General features: G+C 38.3%; 7 protein-coding genes, 2 tRNA genes, 2 rRNA genes and 4 pseudogenes (1 of these 15 cut by a window edge). 5 read left to right on the top strand and 10 right to left on the bottom strand.

The features are described 5' to 3' along the window. The 4 genes from ACFG4S_RS02410 to ACFG4S_RS02395 all read right to left on the bottom strand — a co-directional run. A 23S ribosomal RNA gene (locus tag ACFG4S_RS02410) occupies positions 1–443 on the bottom strand; it reaches 2383 nt to the left of the window's first position. Between the two features lie 188 nt (positions 444–631). Next, positions 632–704: transfer RNA gene (locus ACFG4S_RS02405), tRNA-Ala, on the bottom strand. An 80-nt stretch (positions 705–784) separates the two neighbouring features. Beyond that, positions 785–858, bottom strand: a tRNA-Ile gene (locus tag ACFG4S_RS02400). A gap of 122 nt (positions 859–980) precedes the next feature. Continuing rightward, positions 981–2469 (bottom strand): 16S ribosomal RNA (locus ACFG4S_RS02395). The 16S and 23S rRNA genes sit together here with 2 tRNA genes alongside, the layout of an rRNA operon. A gap of 309 nt (positions 2470–2778) precedes the next feature. On the opposite strand from ACFG4S_RS02395, the gene nadC reads away from it, so the two are divergent. After that, positions 2779–3645 (top strand): carboxylating nicotinate-nucleotide diphosphorylase, encoded by an 867-nt coding sequence (nadC, locus tag ACFG4S_RS02390; RefSeq protein WP_392533293.1) that lies wholly within the window; start codon positions 2779–2781, stop codon positions 3643–3645. Between the two features lie 15 nt (positions 3646–3660). Here the strand turns inward: nadC and ACFG4S_RS02385 are convergent. The 4 genes and pseudogenes from ACFG4S_RS02385 to ACFG4S_RS02370 all read right to left on the bottom strand — a co-directional run. Further along, positions 3661–3993 (bottom strand): annotated as a pseudogene (locus ACFG4S_RS02385) (XisI protein). Beyond that, positions 3948–4187, bottom strand: a complete 240-nt coding sequence (locus ACFG4S_RS02380) for an element excision factor XisH family protein (protein ID WP_392533292.1) — start codon at positions 4185–4187, stop codon at positions 3948–3950. The pseudogene ACFG4S_RS02385 and the gene ACFG4S_RS02380 overlap by 46 nt, the downstream one beginning before the upstream one ends. Before the next feature lie 406 nt (positions 4188–4593). Continuing rightward, positions 4594–4725: pseudogene (locus ACFG4S_RS02375) on the bottom strand (IS5/IS1182 family transposase); the annotation flags it as partial. 84 nt (positions 4726–4809) lie between these two features. Further along, positions 4810–5019 (bottom strand): annotated as a pseudogene (locus tag ACFG4S_RS02370) (Uma2 family endonuclease); the annotation flags it as partial. Positions 5020–5218: 199 nt separating this feature from the next. Here ACFG4S_RS02370 and ACFG4S_RS02365 point away from each other — a divergent pair. After that, positions 5219–7747 (top strand): sugar phosphate nucleotidyltransferase, encoded by a 2529-nt coding sequence (locus tag ACFG4S_RS02365; RefSeq protein WP_392533291.1) that lies wholly within the window; start codon positions 5219–5221, stop codon positions 7745–7747. Positions 7748–8052: 305 nt separating this feature from the next. Here ACFG4S_RS02365 and ACFG4S_RS02360 read toward each other — a convergent pair whose 3' ends face one another. Continuing rightward, positions 8053–8361 (bottom strand): hypothetical protein, encoded by a 309-nt coding sequence (locus tag ACFG4S_RS02360; protein WP_392533290.1) that lies wholly within the window; start codon positions 8359–8361, stop codon positions 8053–8055. A 523-nt stretch (positions 8362–8884) separates the two neighbouring features. Next, positions 8885–9853: pseudogene (locus ACFG4S_RS02355) on the bottom strand (ISNCY family transposase); the annotation flags it as partial. 301 nt (positions 9854–10154) lie between these two features. Between ACFG4S_RS02355 and ACFG4S_RS02350 the strand changes: the two are divergent. From ACFG4S_RS02350 to ACFG4S_RS02340, 3 genes are all read left to right on the top strand, one after another. Beyond that, a complete protein-coding gene (locus ACFG4S_RS02350; protein WP_392533289.1) occupies positions 10155–10772 on the top strand; it encodes an alpha/beta fold hydrolase in 618 nt (205 codons plus the stop codon). A gap of 400 nt (positions 10773–11172) precedes the next feature. Then, positions 11173–14274, top strand: coding sequence for a hypothetical protein (locus ACFG4S_RS02345; protein ID WP_392533288.1), 3102 nt, complete (start codon positions 11173–11175; stop codon positions 14272–14274). Continuing rightward, positions 14264–17974, top strand: coding sequence for a helicase-related protein (locus tag ACFG4S_RS02340; protein WP_392533287.1), 3711 nt, complete (start codon positions 14264–14266; stop codon positions 17972–17974). The genes ACFG4S_RS02345 and ACFG4S_RS02340 overlap by 11 nt, the downstream gene beginning before the upstream one ends. Positions 17975–17991: the final 17 nt, after the last annotated feature.

Genomic DNA, 17991 nt, shown 5'->3' with positions numbered 1-17991 from the left:
TACGAGATGGTCCTCGCTGATTCACATGGGATTCCTCGTGCCCCATGCTACTCGGGATTCAGCTACTATCCTTAAGTTTTCGATTACAGGACTTTCACCTTCTCTGGTGCAGTATTTAGCTGCTTCATCTAACCGCTAGATTCGATATTGCTGTCCCACTACCCCAAGAAGTAAACCTCTTGGTTTAGGCTCTTCCCCGTTCGCTCACCACTACTTAGGGAATCTCTGTTTGATTTCTCTTCCTCCAGCTACTAAGATGTTTCAATTCGCTGGGTTGGCTCTTTCCTGCCTATATATTCAGCAGGTAGTACATAGGGTTGCCCCATTCGGACATCTCCGGATCTCTGTTTGCTTCCAACTCCCCGGAGCATTTCGTCGGTAACCACGTCCTTCGTCGCCTCTGTGTGCCTAGGTATCCACCGTAAGCCCTTATTAGCTTGACCACTTTCTCTTTTGCTACATTTGCATTCACTCAACATCCATAAAGAATGCCTGTGTCTGCCTGCTTTTTTCGCGTTACTATGCAGTTTTCAAGGTTCTGGCTGAGTTCTAACCCAGCAGTCTGACTACTAATTAGTCATGTTGCTGAATTTTATTCTCTGTTTTAGACTTTTTTGGCAGTTGCCACAGGTGGAGGTTAGCGGACTCGAACCGCTGACATCCTGCTTGCAAAGCAGGCGCTCTACCAACTGAGCTAAACCCCCAAATCATAATTTGTAATTCTTAGTTCTTAATTCGTAGTTAATTACGAATTACAAATTAGAAATTACTAATTACTTTCAGGTGGGCCATCCTGGACTCGAACCAGGGACCTCACCCTTATCAGGGGTGCGCTCTAACCACCTGAGCTAATAGCCCATATCGAACCAAATCATAGTTTGAAAGTTTTCAACAAGTAAGAAGCGACCGACCTAGGTTAGACCATCTCAATATCTATTCACTGTTTGTTTTCGATATTTGAGGGGTGTAGGTCTCCCTAAAAAGGAGGTGATCCAGCCACACCTTCCGGTACGGCTACCTTGTTACGACTTCACCCCAGTCACCAGTCCTGCCTTAGGCATCCTCCCCCCGAAAGGTTGGAGTAATGACTTCGGGCACTACCAGCTTCCATGGTGTGACGGGCGGTGTGTACAAGGCCCGGGAACGAATTCACTGCAGTATGCTGACCTGCAATTACTAGCGATTCCTCCTTCACGCAGGCGAGTTGCAGCCTGCGATCTGAACTGAGCTACGGTTTACGGGATTAGCTTGCATTCGCATGCTTGCTGCCCTCTGTCCGTAGCATTGTAGTACGTGTGTAGCCCAAGGCGTAAGGGGCATGCTGACTTGACGTCATCCCCACCTTCCTCCGGTTTGTCACCGGCAGTCTCTCTAGAGTGCCCACCCGAAGTGCTGGCAACTAAAAACGAGGGTTGCGCTCGTTGCGGGACTTAACCCAACATCTCACGACACGAGCTGACGACAGCCATGCACCACCTGTGTTCGCGCTCCCGAAGGCACTCTTAACTTTCATCAAGATTCGCGACATGTCAAGCCTTGGTAAGGTTCTTCGCGTTGCATCGAATTAAACCACATACTCCACCGCTTGTGCGGGCCCCCGTCAATTCCTTTGAGTTTCACACTTGCGTGCGTACTCCCCAGGCGGGATACTTAACGCGTTAGCTACGGCACGGCTCGGGTCGATACAAGCCACGCCTAGTATCCATCGTTTACGGCTAGGACTACTGGGGTATCTAATCCCATTCGCTCCCCTAGCTTTCGTCCCTCAGTGTCAGTTGCGGCCTAGCAGAGCGCCTTCGCCACCGGTGTTCTTCCTGATCTCTACGCATTTCACCGCTACACCAGGAATTCCCTCTGCCCCGAACGCACTCTAGCCGTGTAGTTTCCACTGCCTTTACAAGGTTGAGCCTTGCTCTTTAACAGCAGACTTACACAGCCACCTGCGGACGCTTTACGCCCAATCATTCCGGATAACGCTTGCATCCTCCGTATTACCGCGGCTGCTGGCACGGAGTTAGCCGATGCTTATTCCTCAGGTACCGTCATTGTGTTCTTCCCTGAGAAAAGAGGTTTACAACCCAAGAGCCTTCCTCCCTCACGCGGTATTGCTCCGTCAGGCTTTCGCCCATTGCGGAAAATTCCCCACTGCTGCCTCCCGTAGGAGTCTGGGCCGTGTCTCAGTCCCAGTGTGGCTGATCATCCTCTCAGACCAGCTACTGATCGTCGCCTAGGTGCGCTCTTACCACACCTACTAGCTAATCAGACGCGAGCTCATCTTCAGGCAGCAAGCCTTTCACCTCTCGGCACATCCGGTATTAGCCACCGTTTCCAGTGGTTGTCCCAGACCTGAAGCCAGATTCTCACGCGTTACTCACCCGTCCGCCACTAGCTCCGAAGAGCCCGTTCGACTTGCATGTGTTAAGCATACCGCCAGCGTTCATCCTGAGCCAGGATCAAACTCTCCGTTTTGGTTTGTTTGTTTTTAGCTCTATAGCTGCTCTTTTTTAACTTCAGCTTAGTTATTTTATTTTCTTGACGCTAACCACTTGTTGTATAATGGCTTTCAAACTATAATATTTTCAAGGTTCGGTGTTCCTTGCAGCGTCGCTTCTTTTCGCTCGGCTTCAGGCACTTATTCAATATAGCGAACCTCCTTTAACCTGTCAACTACTTTTCCAAAATATTTTTTGGGAGTGTTTCTTCGTCTGCTATAAGCCTTAGAGAGTAAGGGTTTTAGGCTATAGTATTCGTGGAAGTTACTAAGGAAGCAATAAAGTTGTGAGTAATTCTGGTGTTTTGCCACCCTGGCTAGTTTTAGATCCACTGTTGCGTGGCTGGTTGTTGGAGGATATTGGCCGGGGCGATCGCACTACAAATAGTCTATTAGTGGAAGGTGTCAGAGCAGGAACAGCCAAGTGGATAGCTAAGGCTCCAGGAATAATTGCTGGCTTACCAGTTGCAGCTAGGGTGTTTCAGCTTTTGAATGAAAAGGTGAGCTTTGTAGCTGTGACGGTTGAAGGTGCAAAATGTGAGCCGGGACAGATAGTAGCTGAGATTCAGGGTTCGCTGGATGCGTTGCTGATGGGGGAACGGGTTGCTCTCAACTTGGTTATGCGGTTGAGTGGGATTGCGACGCTCACTAATATATATGTAGAGAAAATTGCTGATTTACCAGTTCGGTTGGTGGATACGCGTAAAACAACACCAGGGCTGAGGCTTTTGGAAAAGTACGCGACTGCTTTGGGTGGAGCGATTAATCACCGTATGGGGTTGGATGATGCGGTGATGATTAAGGATAATCACATTGCGGCGGCTGGGGGAATTGGAGAAGCTGTTAGCCGTATTCGTTCTCAGATTCCTTATCCATTGACTATAGAGGTGGAGACGGAAAGTTTAGAGCAGGTGAAAGAAGCTTTGCACCACAACGCTGACATTATTATGTTGGACAACATGTCTTTGGATATGATGCGTGAGGCGGTGCAGTTGATTCGTCAGCAGGATAGCCGGGTGAAAATTGAAGCTTCGGGGAATGTGACTTTGGAGACGATTCACGTTGTCGCGGAAACGGGTGTGGATTATATTTCTAGTAGTGCGCCAATTACTCAATCAAAGTGGTTGGATTTAAGTATGAGGATTGTACTTTAAATATAATGAGGCGGATCATCCTACTGCAAACCCGGTGTAATGTCGCATTTTTGGAGGATCAATGCCTAAAACAATGTCTTCCTTGGGTACACCGAGTTCAACCAACTGGTTTGCAATTCCAACTTCGATGCCATCTTGTTGAATCCAAATTTTACCATCGATGATATCGAGGTGAAGGACTGTGCCGTACAGTCGGTTTTAGCCGCGCCAACCAACGTAGACTAGTTGGTAGTGGTCGCCTTCGGTATCGAAAATAGTTTGGGCTTGGATGCGATCGTCCCAGACGAGTTTGGCGCGTTCTGTTAGCAGGTTTTGGATATGTCGTCGGTATTCATTGATGCTAACCATTGTTGAATTACCTCCCTATCAATATTGTAAATCAACAACAGAAGTTGGTTTTGCTCAACGAGTCCCTGAATAAATGGACTTATAAAAAACCACTCGTAAATATCACTGGACACTGCTAGATATAAAACCCGTTTTGGATCTTGGGTGTGTAAGGCTGCCCTATATGCTATGAAATTAGTCAAATATGCAGACATACAAAAGACCAAAGTATTATTGAAACTTGTGAAACTATTGCTGAAATTCTAGAAATAGAATTTGATAGAAACTTTGATACGGTTAATACTGATTGGCATTTCTAAGTAGTTCACAGATTGCAAAAACATCAGAACTGGGTAATACAGAAATATCAAGAAATCCAAAAGTGTGTCAATGATTACAACTAAAAGTGGTCAGACCCTTTGCTGAAAATTATAGATATCCAAGTAGCACGAGTTTCACAGCTAATAATACTTCTGGATAGAGAGCCTGATATTTGTGACAAGAAAGGCAATGTAATACGTCCTAATGATTTAGTTGTGTACCTCTGTAAAGATGAGAAGGATAGAGATTATGAACACTATGGGGTTGTTAAAGGAACCCAAAATGCTTACAGAGTTGCACATCTACTTTTACCGGATGCCCAAATCCCTTGGGTCTGGGTAAAAGAGGCTTGAGAATTAACCATTCGGCATCGCTTAAATCACTTGGGTAGGGTTTGCGCTCTTGGTTCTCAATTGCGGGTAGACGGCTCATCAACAATAACGTAAATGTTATTGATTTAGCTTATAGTCTGAGTAAAACAAGGCTCTGTTCTCTTTAGATTTTATTTACGAATCAGCTCTTAGGAATAAAATAAGGCAGTTTTAAACGTTTATATTCTGCAACTATTTCTCCAACTAAAAATCCTACAATCTTTTCATAGTCGCCAGTAGGTGGTGGCATTTCGACTATTATTCCATCATATAATTCATAGTGTTTGTGTGGGTTTTCGGAATATTGGGCAACAAAATCATCGAATGTAAGTAGTTTGCGTAAAGCTTGAGTCATAATTTCAACTCCCCAATTTGAGATTAATCATTTTCTTGGATCTTATAAACTTGGTGTAATGAGTAAATATACTTTATCCGTAGATGCGTCTTGTGGAAGTTCCTCAAATATCAATATCCATAGGAGACTAGAGAAAGAAGAACAAAATATATCAGAGACGTTTTCTAGCAGCAAAGACTGTAAGAGTTAAGGAGAATTTATGCGTGCAGTACTGATGGCAGGTGGTTCGGGAACGCGGCTTCGCCCGTTAACTTGCGATTTGCCCAAACCGATGGTACCTATCTTAAATCGACCAATTGCCGAACATATTATCAATCTCCTCAAAAGACATCACATTACAGAAGTTATTGCAACATTGCATTATTTACCGGATGTCTTGCGAGACTATTTTCAAGATGGTGGCGATTTTGGCGTCCAAATGACTTATGCTGTCGAAGAAGATCAGCCTTTGGGTACAGCGGGTTGCGTGAAAAATATTGCTGAACTTCTGGATGAAACCTTTCTAGTCATTAGCGGCGATAGCATAACAGATTTTGACCTAACGGCAGCGATCGCATTTCATAAACAAAAAAAGTCAAAAGCTACTTTGATTTTAACCAGAGTTCCCAACCCGATTGAATTTGGGGTGGTAATTACTGATGAAGAAGGGCGAATTCGGCGATTTTTAGAAAAACCCTCTAGTAGTGAAATTTTTTCCGATACCGTCAATACTGGTACTTACATTCTCGAACCAGAAGTTTTGGAATATCTCCCAGCCAACACTGAATGTGACTTTTCTAAAGACTTATTCCCCTTACTACTAGCAAAAGATGAGCCAATGTATGGTTACATTGCTCAAGGTTACTGGTGCGATGTCGGTCACTTAGATGCTTATCGGGAGGCACAGTATGACGCTTTAGATCGGAAAGTGCAACTGGATTTTGCCTACAGAGAAGTTTCCCATGAATTGTGGGTAGGTCAAAATACTTTTATCGACCAAACGGCTGTGATTGAAACACCAGCTGTGATTGGTGACAACTGCCGTATCGGTGCAAGAGTCCAAATTGAGGCAGGAACCGTAATTGGCGATAATGTCACCATTGGCGCTGATGCTAATCTCAAACGTCCCATAGTTTGGAATGGGGCATTTATTGGCGAGGAAGCACACCTTTCTGCCTGTGTAATTTCCCGTGGCACTCGTGTAGATCGCCGGGCTCATGTATTAGAAGCTGCTGTTGTCGGTTCGCTTTCTACGGTGGGAGAAGAAGCTCAAATTAGCCCTGGCGTCCGTGTTTGGCCGAGTAAAAAGATTGAGTCAGGTGCAGTTTTAAACATTAATTTGATTTGGGGAAATATCGCCCAGCGAAATTTATTTGGTCAACGTGGAGTCCAAGGATTAGCGAATATTGACATCACCCCAGAATTCGCTGTGAAATTGGGAGCTGCTTATGGTTCTACTTTAAAACCTAGTTCTAAGGTAACGGTTTCCCGCGACCAGCGTAATGTCTCTCGGATGGTGACGCGATCGCTCATTGCGGGTTTAATGTCAGTAGGCGTTGATATTCAAAACCTCGATGCTACAGCGATTCCCATCGCCCGTACAGTTATACCGACAATGGCGGTAGCTGGTGGTATCCATGTGCGCGTACACCCAGATCGCCCTGACTACATTTTGATTGAATTCATGGATGCAAAGGGCATTAATATCTCCAAAGCCCTAGAAAAGAAAATTGAAGGGGCTTATTTTAAGGAAGATATGCGGCGGGCGCTAATTCATGAAATTGGTGATGTATCTTACCCCAGCCAAGTCATTGACCGCTACTGCACTGCTTTTGAGAAACTTTTACATGTTCATACACTCCGCAATAGTCGCGCAAAGGTCGTAATTGACTATGTTTATGCTGTATCGGGGGCAGTTTTACCCCAAATGTTAGATAAATTTGGTGCTGATGCGGTGGTGTTGAATGCCAGTGTCAATAAAACTGCCATGTCAATAACCGATCGCGAAGGACTGCTGACTCAGTTAGGTCATGTAGTGGAAGCATTAAAAGCTAACTTTGGTGTGCAAGTATCGGCGAATGGCGAACAGCTAATTTTAGTTGATGAATCAGGTTACGCAATTCGTGGGGAAATCTTAACAGCACTGATGGTAGACATGATATTAACTGCTAACCCCAGAGGTACAGTAGTAGTCCCAGTTCATGCTTCTAGTGCTATTGAACAAGTCGCCCGCCGCCACGATGGCAGAGTGATTCGCACCAAAGCCAACCCTACAGCCTTGATGGAGGCGTGTCAGACAAATCCAAATGTGGTGTTGGGAGGTAGTGGAGAAACTGGTTTTATTTTCCCGCAACTGCATCCGGGATTTGATTCTATGTTCTGCATTGCCAAGATCATTGAGATGTTAACGATACAGGAGCGATCGCTTGCTGCGGCGCGATCGGAATTGCCCCGTGTAATTCACAAAACTTATACAATACGCTGCCCGTGGACAGCTAAGGGTGCTTTGATGCGCTACTTGGTGGAAACTCACCCAGCCCAAAACCTAGAATTAATCGATGGAGTGAAAATTTGTCAACCCTATGATGACAGTTGGCTGTTAGTTTTACCAGATGCCAGTGAACCACTAGTGCATTTATATGCCAATAGTAACGATCGCGAATGGGTAGATGAGACTGTGAGAAACTACCGCACTCGCGTCCAGTCGTTTGTGGAAAGACAACAAGAATATCAACCCGCCGAAGTGTAATTGGTAATTCGTAATTCGTAATTCGTAATTCGTAATTGAATTTTTTAATTATGAATTACGAATTATCTTGATCGCTCGCCTAACTATCGGAAGGAAAGTAGGGTTTCACATTTGCCTCTGTAGTTTACTTAAAATATTAAAAATTGACCAAAAATATAGGTAATTTATATTTATAAATTATTCGTGAAAATTAGATCCCCGACTTCTTAAACAAGTCGGGGATCTGGACACCGCGAATTTTCACAAATTAAATATAATTCCTATGGCTAACCCTCCCAGGATTCTTTGAGAAGGGTTAAAAATTATTATTGAACATTCGGGCATTCAGGTAAATCCTTACCAGCGTATTTGCAATCAAAATAAATTAAAGCTTCTCTAGTAGAGGTGAATGCTCTACTTGTGTAGTATGGTTCACTGTTTGGACTTGCTTCAGATGACCAGATTTTCAAATAGTAATGATTATTATCATCGGTAGACCATAATTCGTAACGGGAATTACCTCCTGAACCCTGACTAGTTAAATAGTCAGCTAGTGCTTTATTTGATGCAGAGAACAAGCTCAATAGAGTTAAAACAGGAATTACAGCTACTTTTAGTATTTGGATTAATTTCATAAATGCACACAAAACTTACTCCCTCTAGTTTCCTTTACCGATGTGATTTTTGAAATCAGTAATCATGGGGAATCTTTTGTGAGGCGATCGTAAGGCACTTAGTTTGTGTTGATATATATAGGACTTACGCAACTAGCAGATATTTAAGTAGTCGGACAGAATTAATTACACAATGTTATTCCAAACGCAGTGAAGCGATCGCAAGGGTTTGGGATTGCCTCATCTAGTTTTCAGTTTGTTTCCTGAAGTACTTTACAAAAGTTTACTCTTAACAAATAAAAAAAAATTCTTAATAAGTCTGGTAAGATATTTTCAGATTTATTGATATAGATATTCATTAAGTGTTGATTTTTCTGAGTTCCACGAACTTGTCTAAAGCTTACGTACAAGGCAAATAGCTATCCTTGCGTAAATCATTGCGATCGCCCAATGTCTCCAAAAGAGAATCGTCAAACTATATATTAGGTGTCAACATGTCGAAAAAAATTGGTCTATTTTACGGTACTCAAACCGGCAACACTTGATTAGTTATCCAATTATTTCTGTAGATAATTTTCTGTGTTTTCTCATTAATAACAGTCACTTCGCACCAATTAGCTTCGAGACTTGAGTCTCCATTTCGTAAAGGAACTCTAGAAGCATAACGATAACGATAAATTAGATTTTTTCGGCCATCCCATTGTTTCTTTTCAACAGTTGTAACTTCTCCACTTTTTTCTAAAAATTCTAGCCATTCATATAAAGTTTTATGTGACGTTTCCAGACAAACAAAAATAAAATTATAACCTTGTTGTAGCACCAAGGTACAAACAGGTTGGCGAGAATACAAGTCATCCCCTAAAAGGGTTACAGGATAACCATATTTATTTTGATGATTCTTATTCAACCATCTTTTAACAGCCGCATTTTCACAATCTTCTTTTTGATGCCCATCTTGTTTTTTAATAAATTCTGGTTCTAAATTAATCACTTGTTTTTGATTAGGAGAAACCACAATAGGTGTGACACAGCCATGAAAATAAGTTGTAGTTCCGTTTCGATGATTACGGCAATTACAATAAGGACAATTAATTTTTTTAGATGAAAAATATTCTGTAACTTCTATTGCTATTAAAATTTCTCCATCCAAGTAGAGAAACTTTTTCAAAACTCCATTTCTATTTAACCATTCATAGACTTTTTGAAAAGACTTAAATATCGTAGCAGATGGAACTGGGTCTAGCAAATTCCTTATTTGACTATCACCCGGAATTGTCTCAATTGAAAATAAACTTTCAGCATTATCTTTCCCCTTATTGCTTTTCATCAAACGTTGATGATCTAAAAACGAGGGTGATTGAGTAAAAAAGACTGAAAAGGCAGCCATCACTGCATCTTCTACCTGATATCTGGTATTATTTCCGGGCTTTCTCTCATCGGGTATGTCATGTAATGATGACCGTAAAAATTGCATTAATTCAGGAATCTCTAGAGTTGCCACCTTTGGAATCATCTTAGAGTAGTTTGATTAATTAATATTTTTCAATTCACTAATTTTACCAAAGCTCGACAACTATTATAAATTGTTATTTTAATTGAGTTCTATATTCTAAAAACAGAACTATTTTCCTGGATTTACCCTTCGGTTTCAGGCAATTTCCATAATACATGAGTATTTATACTTAATTAATGAAGCCAATTTTTTAAGTGATGTCTGCGGCGATCTGTTCGGTGTCGCCTTTCCCTGAAAAACTAATTATTTTATGCTACGTTTTCAATTTCAAAATGGCGATTAATACCCTATTTATTTCAAAATGAGAATTGCTGCTTCCACTTTTGATGAGTATGAATTTTTAGAATGCTGCGATCGCCCCGTGCATTTAGCCGGTCATGGGATAAGTGGTGCGATCGCCTTAAGCTTTGCGCGGCGATTTCCCGAAAAAGTGCGATCGCTAACTCTGCTGGCTGTAGCTGCTCAACCGGCAAACAATTGGCAAGCTCACTATTACTTTCAACGACAACTTTTTAATATCAGCCGTGAGCTAGTTTTAGCAACTACTGTTCGCAGTCTATTTGGAAATCAACCACCTCATACCACTAAAAAGTTAGTAGCCGCCTTAGATAAAGATTTAGAACAATCTCCCTCGTCACACTCTTTATTTAAGTTGGCTTATTTACCCAAAGGTGGAGTTTCTATGCCAATGATGGTGTGTGATAGCAAGACTGATCCGGTAGTCAACTCAACTGTATTGCATGACTGGTTAAATTGGTTGAAGCCAGAAGATAAGCTCTGGGAATGCCCAGAAGGATATCATTTTTTTCACTACTTCTATCCTCAACAGGTTGGTGAAGAGATTTTGAGTTTTTGGCAACACCACCATCCGCATTTAGTAGAAGCATCTGTACTATCTTTTAGCAATTCTATAAATTAGTAAGATACAGAAGTGCGATGTCTGAAGACAAGCCTTACGGCTACGCATTTGGGAATTTTAGGGTGTAATAGGTGCGTAGCTTGCCGCCGTAGGCATCGCTACTTTACAGTTGAAAGCACTTTTTTACCAAATTGATTAATAAACTATGTTTACTAAAAATTAAGAATTTTAAACTTTTTTCTAAAAATAATCTTTTGGTACATTCATACTATAATATTCACCAGATAAGCGTAAGTCTTCAAAACTAACGATATGGCTGAATTAAAGTTTTTGGGTTATAAGATAAGTCTTACAAACTCAGAATTTATTCTGCTAGCTTACTCTGTTGGCTGCTGTTTAAGCGCATCAATCTTTTAGGGTAAGTCACAAAATTGAAATATTTCTAAACAGTGGTTGCATCATGACATCAACATCAAGACATTCTATTGAGGAAAGCTCAAATCCCTTAGCAAAATTAGATTACATTCCATTACTAGACACAGTTTTAGAATTAATTAAACAAAAACCACTATTTAAATTTTCTCCAGATAGAAATAAACTCAGAATCTCAGCTTATGATATTGCCTATAAAATTGCTACCAATACCAACCTACGTCCACAAAGTCCTTTAACGCAGAATATAGGTATTAAAGCAGCAACTGTCAATTTTAAGTTGGAAACAGAATTTTATTCTAAAATCCAAGCCATTAGAGATGAATTGAGAAGACAACTTGTTACTGCTTGTGGAGAAAACGAAACTCAATCTTCCTTAGACAATCTTTGCACACCATTATCTGATTTTATTAGCGCTGAAGCTGGCTTACCATTTAAATATCCTTTTAACAATTCTTATAGTTTTACGTCTCAGAGATTAGTTATTGAGAATAGCTTGGCTCAAAAAAGGCGCAGGGGTACAGAGTCAGTCATAAAAGCTCATCACTTGAACGTCAAATTTGAAGGCATATCTAATTTCAAGAGTAGGTTTTTAGAGAGTCTTAAAAGCTACATAGATACTATAACTAGACCCGATTCACAAGATTGGCAACAACTGACAGAAATTTTAGACGATATATCAGAGAAAAAAGAATCTGAACTTACTGAATTTCAAAAAATAGTAGATACTGAATCTCTGCCGAGACTACTACGAGATATCAAAATAGATTATTTGGATTATTTGAGAATAGAATGTGCCAAAAATAATCTACATAATTCCAATACACAGGGTTTTGAATGTTTAGAAACATTGATTAAGCGGCTGAGATTATTAATAAATTATATCAACGATCCAGATTTAGATGATGCCGATTATGAAGTAAGTTATTTACTTGATAAGCCTGTTAATCTCAGGACAGCTTTTTCTCAAGCAAATGCCTTTGATATCTTGCCTATTATTCCTGAGTATGAAGGAATGATAGGAGAAAGTATAGATAAAGACAGAGGTATCCAAGAATTCAACTTGGGTGTTAGATTAAAGCTCAATGGTTCTGTAAATTCTTATCATGAAAATTCAGTCGTCAATTACTATATGACTGAACTTGACCCCACCAGTCCTCGTCATAAAGACCAACTAAAAGATCCTGCAAAAGCCAAGAATTTTAAAGAAAAGGTTTTGAAAATTGCTTGTCTTTATTATTTCGTTTTTGCTGTTGATGAAGAAGGCGATATACCTGATAAAGATTACGATCCTACTCCTAAATTTAAGGACGATATTTTAAATAAATTGAAAGTCGGTATTTCTGATAAGGAAATCGAAAATTTATTAATCAAAATTAATAGTTTAATATTGAAAGAGGATGTTTGGCAAGTCGAACGAAAATTAGCAGCTTTAAGAAATATGCTGCAAACATTTCTTAAGAAAAAAGAAATATTGCCATCTTTTTCTAAAAGAGTACAATTATGTATTAATAAAGAAATTTTGCAAAAAAACGTCTCAAAAATTATCAATAATCGTAGTTTTTTGAAACTTGACTTAAATCAGCAAAACCAATCACAGTTGAAAGCTAGAGCTAAAGAAGCTTTGGCTTATGTGGAGGTTTTACCACCTACTGTAAATGAACAATCTCTTAGTTCATTATCTGTCAGTTTTACTTTTGATGATGTTCGCTATTTTACAGATAGCGATAAGCAAAATTTCTCGATGGAGTATGATATCACAGGTATTAAAGCGTTACCTGTAATATTTTCTCCAATAGGAGAGAAAGATGGTAAACCTATATCTAGTGAAATATATAAGAACCACTTTGAAAAAGAAAAAATTATAGTTATTTATTATAAGTCCAAGAAAGTAAGAGAAGAAATATTTAAAAATACTCAATCACCAGAAGCAACTATATATCAGCAAGTCTTCACTTTATTAAGTTACTTGTGCATTAGTATTTGTCGAGAGCAAATTAGTCTAGATAGTCAAATACGAGAAAAACTTTTTATTCCAATTTTTAGATTTCATTCTCAAGATATTCAGAAAACAACAGAAGATGAAGCTTTTCTCAATTCTTTATCAAAGTCATTAGCACATATTCTTCGTCGAGATTGTATGGCTGATGCTCAAGGAATTAACGTTAAAACAATAAATAAGTATAAAGTACAAAATGCCTTGTCATCGTTGTACGCTTTGATTCCTAAAACTTTCGAGTTGCAAGAAGGTTATCAGGCTCAACTGGATAAATTAGCAATTATTGTTGTTTCTAGCTGGTTGAGTGATGCAGTTTGGGATGAAAAAGATAAACCTGTCAGAATTTCAAATATATATGGCGAAATTATTGTTATCAATCAGGTATCTAATACAGCAGTCAAGGTTGAACCTATCAAAACATTTGCAGATAATCAACCTCATTCTAAAATATCTACTGAATCAGAGGTTGTCAGAGATGAAATTAGTAAACTTTACAAACAAGGTTATCGACATTTTTTATACATAGCGAAAGCTCCCTATACTAGGAGTTTGGGTATAACTAAATTGGAATCAGACCCAGATTCATTATTTTTCATGTCTCAGGATGTAGTTAAGGATCTCAAAGCAGGTAAGCCAGATATCAAGCTATATCCAATATTTATGGATAACTATCCTGCTATCAACTTGGTTGAAGGGAAAGCTGATTCTTTTTATATTCCTGATATTGAAGAATTAGAGAAGTTATCTGTGGATAAAAGCCAAAAAACCAGAGTGTTTCTCAACCTCTTTACAGGTCGTTCTGTAGATAAAGAGCGGACTATATTTAATAGTGTAGTTTGTTACAGTACTTTATTAAATATTTATGACGTAGGTGATACGAAAGATATTATAGAAGGGTTATTAGATAAAGATTCGCCTTTACAAAAGACGATTTTACAATACATTGCTTTATTTCATTTTTCTCGATACGAAGTAAATCGAAGTATTGCTCTCAAGCTGAACCCTTATAGTAAGCTAATTGGTGACGAAGGTATCGGTAAAATATCTACTTATACTTACTCCGTGAAGAACGTTAAGTTTAATAACTTAGCCTTTTTGACCGAAATTAGGAGTGCGCTTTATGGGAAATGATTTAGGCATTAATTTAGGTCGAGTATTTGAAATAAGTTTTAATATCGGCATTTTAACTTACTTTCAGCATTCCAAGTTAAAAAATTCCTACGGCGATGTTTATCTTCAGCCTTTAAGTAAGTTATCTTTGCATAATATCCAAAAGGCTATAGCTAATAATTTTATAGATAAATCTCATCAAGAAATTATTGGTGACTGGATAAAATTATTTATTCAAAAAGGATGGACTTCAGGCTACAGCTTTGTGCGAGAATATATAGAAGCATCTGGCTGGCTAACTAAAAGCAAAATAGAAATTATCTATTTTCAGTGTGATTTCCACAATGAAAATGCCTTTGGCATCAAAATTTTAGAAAGATATCCTCCTGACTGCTACAAGGAAATTTTAGAAATTCAGGGATTTGAAAACGTAGATATCAGTCGTTATATGGATGGAGGTGAGTTTCTGAAAGCAGATACTCTCTTATTGCTGCGGTATATGGGTAAGTATCGAATTTTAGTTGTAGACTTATCTACTTTTACAACTTCAGCTATTCATTCTATAACTGACTTAAATAACATTCAAAGTCTGGTAGAATCATTAAATACTGAGTTAAATTATGTGCGTTCCAAGTCTAGTTTTTGTGGACTCGGTATCGATACTGGAAATAGTAGCGACAATAATAATAAACTTAACGAGATATATTCTAAAGAATTGACTCGCTTCTTCTGTGCTTTCAAGACTAAAGACAAGGAAGCAGTGAAGGTTATCCAAGCTTCTAGTTATGCTTGGAGTTTTTATAAATTTCTGCTGTCATCAGGTAAAATATCACGAACTGATGCAGTTAAATTTAATTGCTTTGGCTATAGTGACAGAATGATTAACGGTATTGCTTTGACTAAAGAAAAAGACAATGCTGAAAATAGTCTGGAAATCTTAAAAAATTGTTATGAAATATATAAAAATAAGAGTGACAAAGATATTAATGACAGCCGCAACACGTTACTTGAAGTCATTAAAAGTAATGCAGCTAGAAACTTTCAAGATGGCAACAGGTTTGTCAAAGATATAGTTGAAACAAAAAAAGATACAATAAAGTATATTCAAAATACTGAAGTATTTGAAGCAGGGCAAGATTTTTTTAATACGGCCGGTATTGTACCTGAATTTATTAAGCGATCGCTACACCTAAAAGAAACAGAATTTAGAAATGCTCATGCAGAGTTGATACATCGAGCGCTTGCAGATTCTAGAATACCATTGCTATTTTTGACGGGTAATCCTGGAATTGGTAAAACTACAGCAGTTGCAAAGCAAATTATTGACCACTTACATGAGGGTTCACTCCTAATATACGTCAGTCCTCGAATTCAGGTTAACCGAGATATTATTGATAAATTTACAGAGGAAAATAGCTTAAAATTAGTTTCGGATAATTTAATTTGTATTAATACCAATAAAAGAATTCTTGATGATGCCAATGGAGGTTACGTTGTTGAGTACTATAATAATAACCTGACTGACGAACATCAAATAAGGCAAGTAAAATTTCTAGATGCTAAAGCTTTAAAAGACAAAGCATCTGACTTTCCTAGTCGCTTGGTTAGACGTACAGATAACTTGGTACAAGTAGAAAAACCCCGTGAGGTTGGAGTCCTAGCAAGTTTATGTGAAGCAATTCACACCTGTATCATTAATCCTGATTTACCTAATAATATTATTGCTACAGCCTCAATGCAGTCTTTAAAGGAAACTCTCTACGGTAATACTTTAAAGCATTTTGGCAGAATATTTAGTAGTGCTTATAATTCTTCCAAAAAGCCTCCTGGGATTATTTCAAAGAAGATGAAAGAAATCGCCAGTCGCATGAAAAATATTTTCATTATGATTGACGAAATTACAGGTTCGCAAGAGGGAGTTGCTTTCCTACACGGGGTTTTAGATTTTGTTGAAGAATATGATTTGTTAAATCCTGAATACGGCTTTAATGTGAAAGTGATTACTGCTGACGCATCACTGACTATACAAGACGTAGTTGAAAATCATCTTTCTCTAAATCAAATTCAGGGAGATAGAATATTTGTTAGACAAGTTTCAGATTCAATTGGTCAATGTTTATCTTTTAATGAATTTGAATTTTTGAGTAAACCAGCAAGTCTGATAAATGCAAATTCTTATCCTGCTGATAAGCTGATATTTAATTATCACATATTTATCCAGTCACTAAGCTCGGAGAACATTACAGATGAAACTTTTACTTTAGATACTAAGGTAGCTAAAAAAATTGAAGAAGATATTTTAAAATTGCTAGATGAAAATGATGGACAGATTATAGTCTATATCCAAAATAAAGATACTCTCAAGCAATTAATTACTAAAATTTACCAGGTAAGACCTAGCTTTACTCTGCATCAAGAATATTTAGAAATACATGCCAGTTTATCAGATAAAGAAGAAGCTGAAATTCAGAAATACCAAAATACAGTTAAAGTAGTTTTTATGACTGCTTCGGCATCACGCGGTTTATCTTTCCCCCAAACTAAGTATATTCTTGTGCAGATACCTAGCTTTCAAATTGAGCAAAATTTGATGGAAATTATCCAAGTAATTTACCGTGGGCGAGGTGGTGAACTTGACATGGGTAGTAAATATTTAAATTTTTACTTGTCTGATAAAGCGATATACTACCCAAAAAAAGTAGATGATAATGGAAAAACTTTAAGTGCTGCTGAATCAGAAAAACTTACGACTCTCTCATTAAAAGAAGCTTGTCTGAATGTATTAAATATTCTGATTATCCTGAAAGCATCTATTATGACCCGGATTATGGGGTCAGGGGAAATCGGGAGAAAACGATACGTCATGATTCCTATTGGTGGTAAAGCAATTAGCCAAGCAAGGGAGACATTTATTGGTACATTGGCTACTTTATTACGGCAAATTCAGAAAGAGGTTAAAAAACAACCCGGAGATAATATATTGAAAAATATAGAGAAAAGTTTATATGAATTGCTTTCTGTTCAAAAAACTGAAATAAGCCCTTATTCTCATAAACAATCACTTTCTGAAAATAAAGAGGTATCCTATGTTTCAATAGGATTTAATTTGTTATCAAAAATCGAGACTAGCCTTGATAATTTGCTGAGTCTGCCACCAATTGAGAAAACATACGTTAGAGGTAGTTTACTCATTGTACCCTTATCAGAGAAACTAGTTAAAGAAACTAATTATATTGACTTAGAAAAAATTCTCGACCGAGAGCGAAATGAAGCTTTTATTAAACAACTGCAACTTTTAGTAAAGTCAGGAAAATATCCAAAACAAATTATTAGTGCTGCTTATTCTTTAATAGACTTGACTAGAACAATTTTTAGTGAATTAGAACGCTCACAAAAATTAACCCAAACTTCTCTTTCATCAGAACGTTATTATGCTTTACCGATACAGACATTTTTATCTTTTCAGGCTTTTGAAGACTATTTTGAAAATGAGAGAAGAATTGATAATGTCTCTTTACGGGATATTTTAGCTCGGTACGTTTCTACACTTGCTTTAGCATATAATATTTTGCCCATTGACTCTAATTATCAAAATATTCCTTACGTAGTTTTCAATAGTGGTGCAATGGATAAATTAGGGAAAAACCTATTTAATGAAAATCAATTATTTCAGTCTAAAGAAATGAATATTCTAAATTTAATTCTTTCTCAAGAAGATTGATTCTCAATTAAATTTGA

Origin of the sequence: Nostoc sp. C117 (genome assembly GCF_043099735.1) — a bacterium.
Taxonomy (GTDB): Bacteria; Cyanobacteriota; Cyanobacteriia; order Cyanobacteriales; family Nostocaceae; genus Nostoc.
The sequence above is the reverse complement of the archived record's forward strand: the minus strand, read 5'-3'. Positions and strand labels throughout refer to the sequence as shown.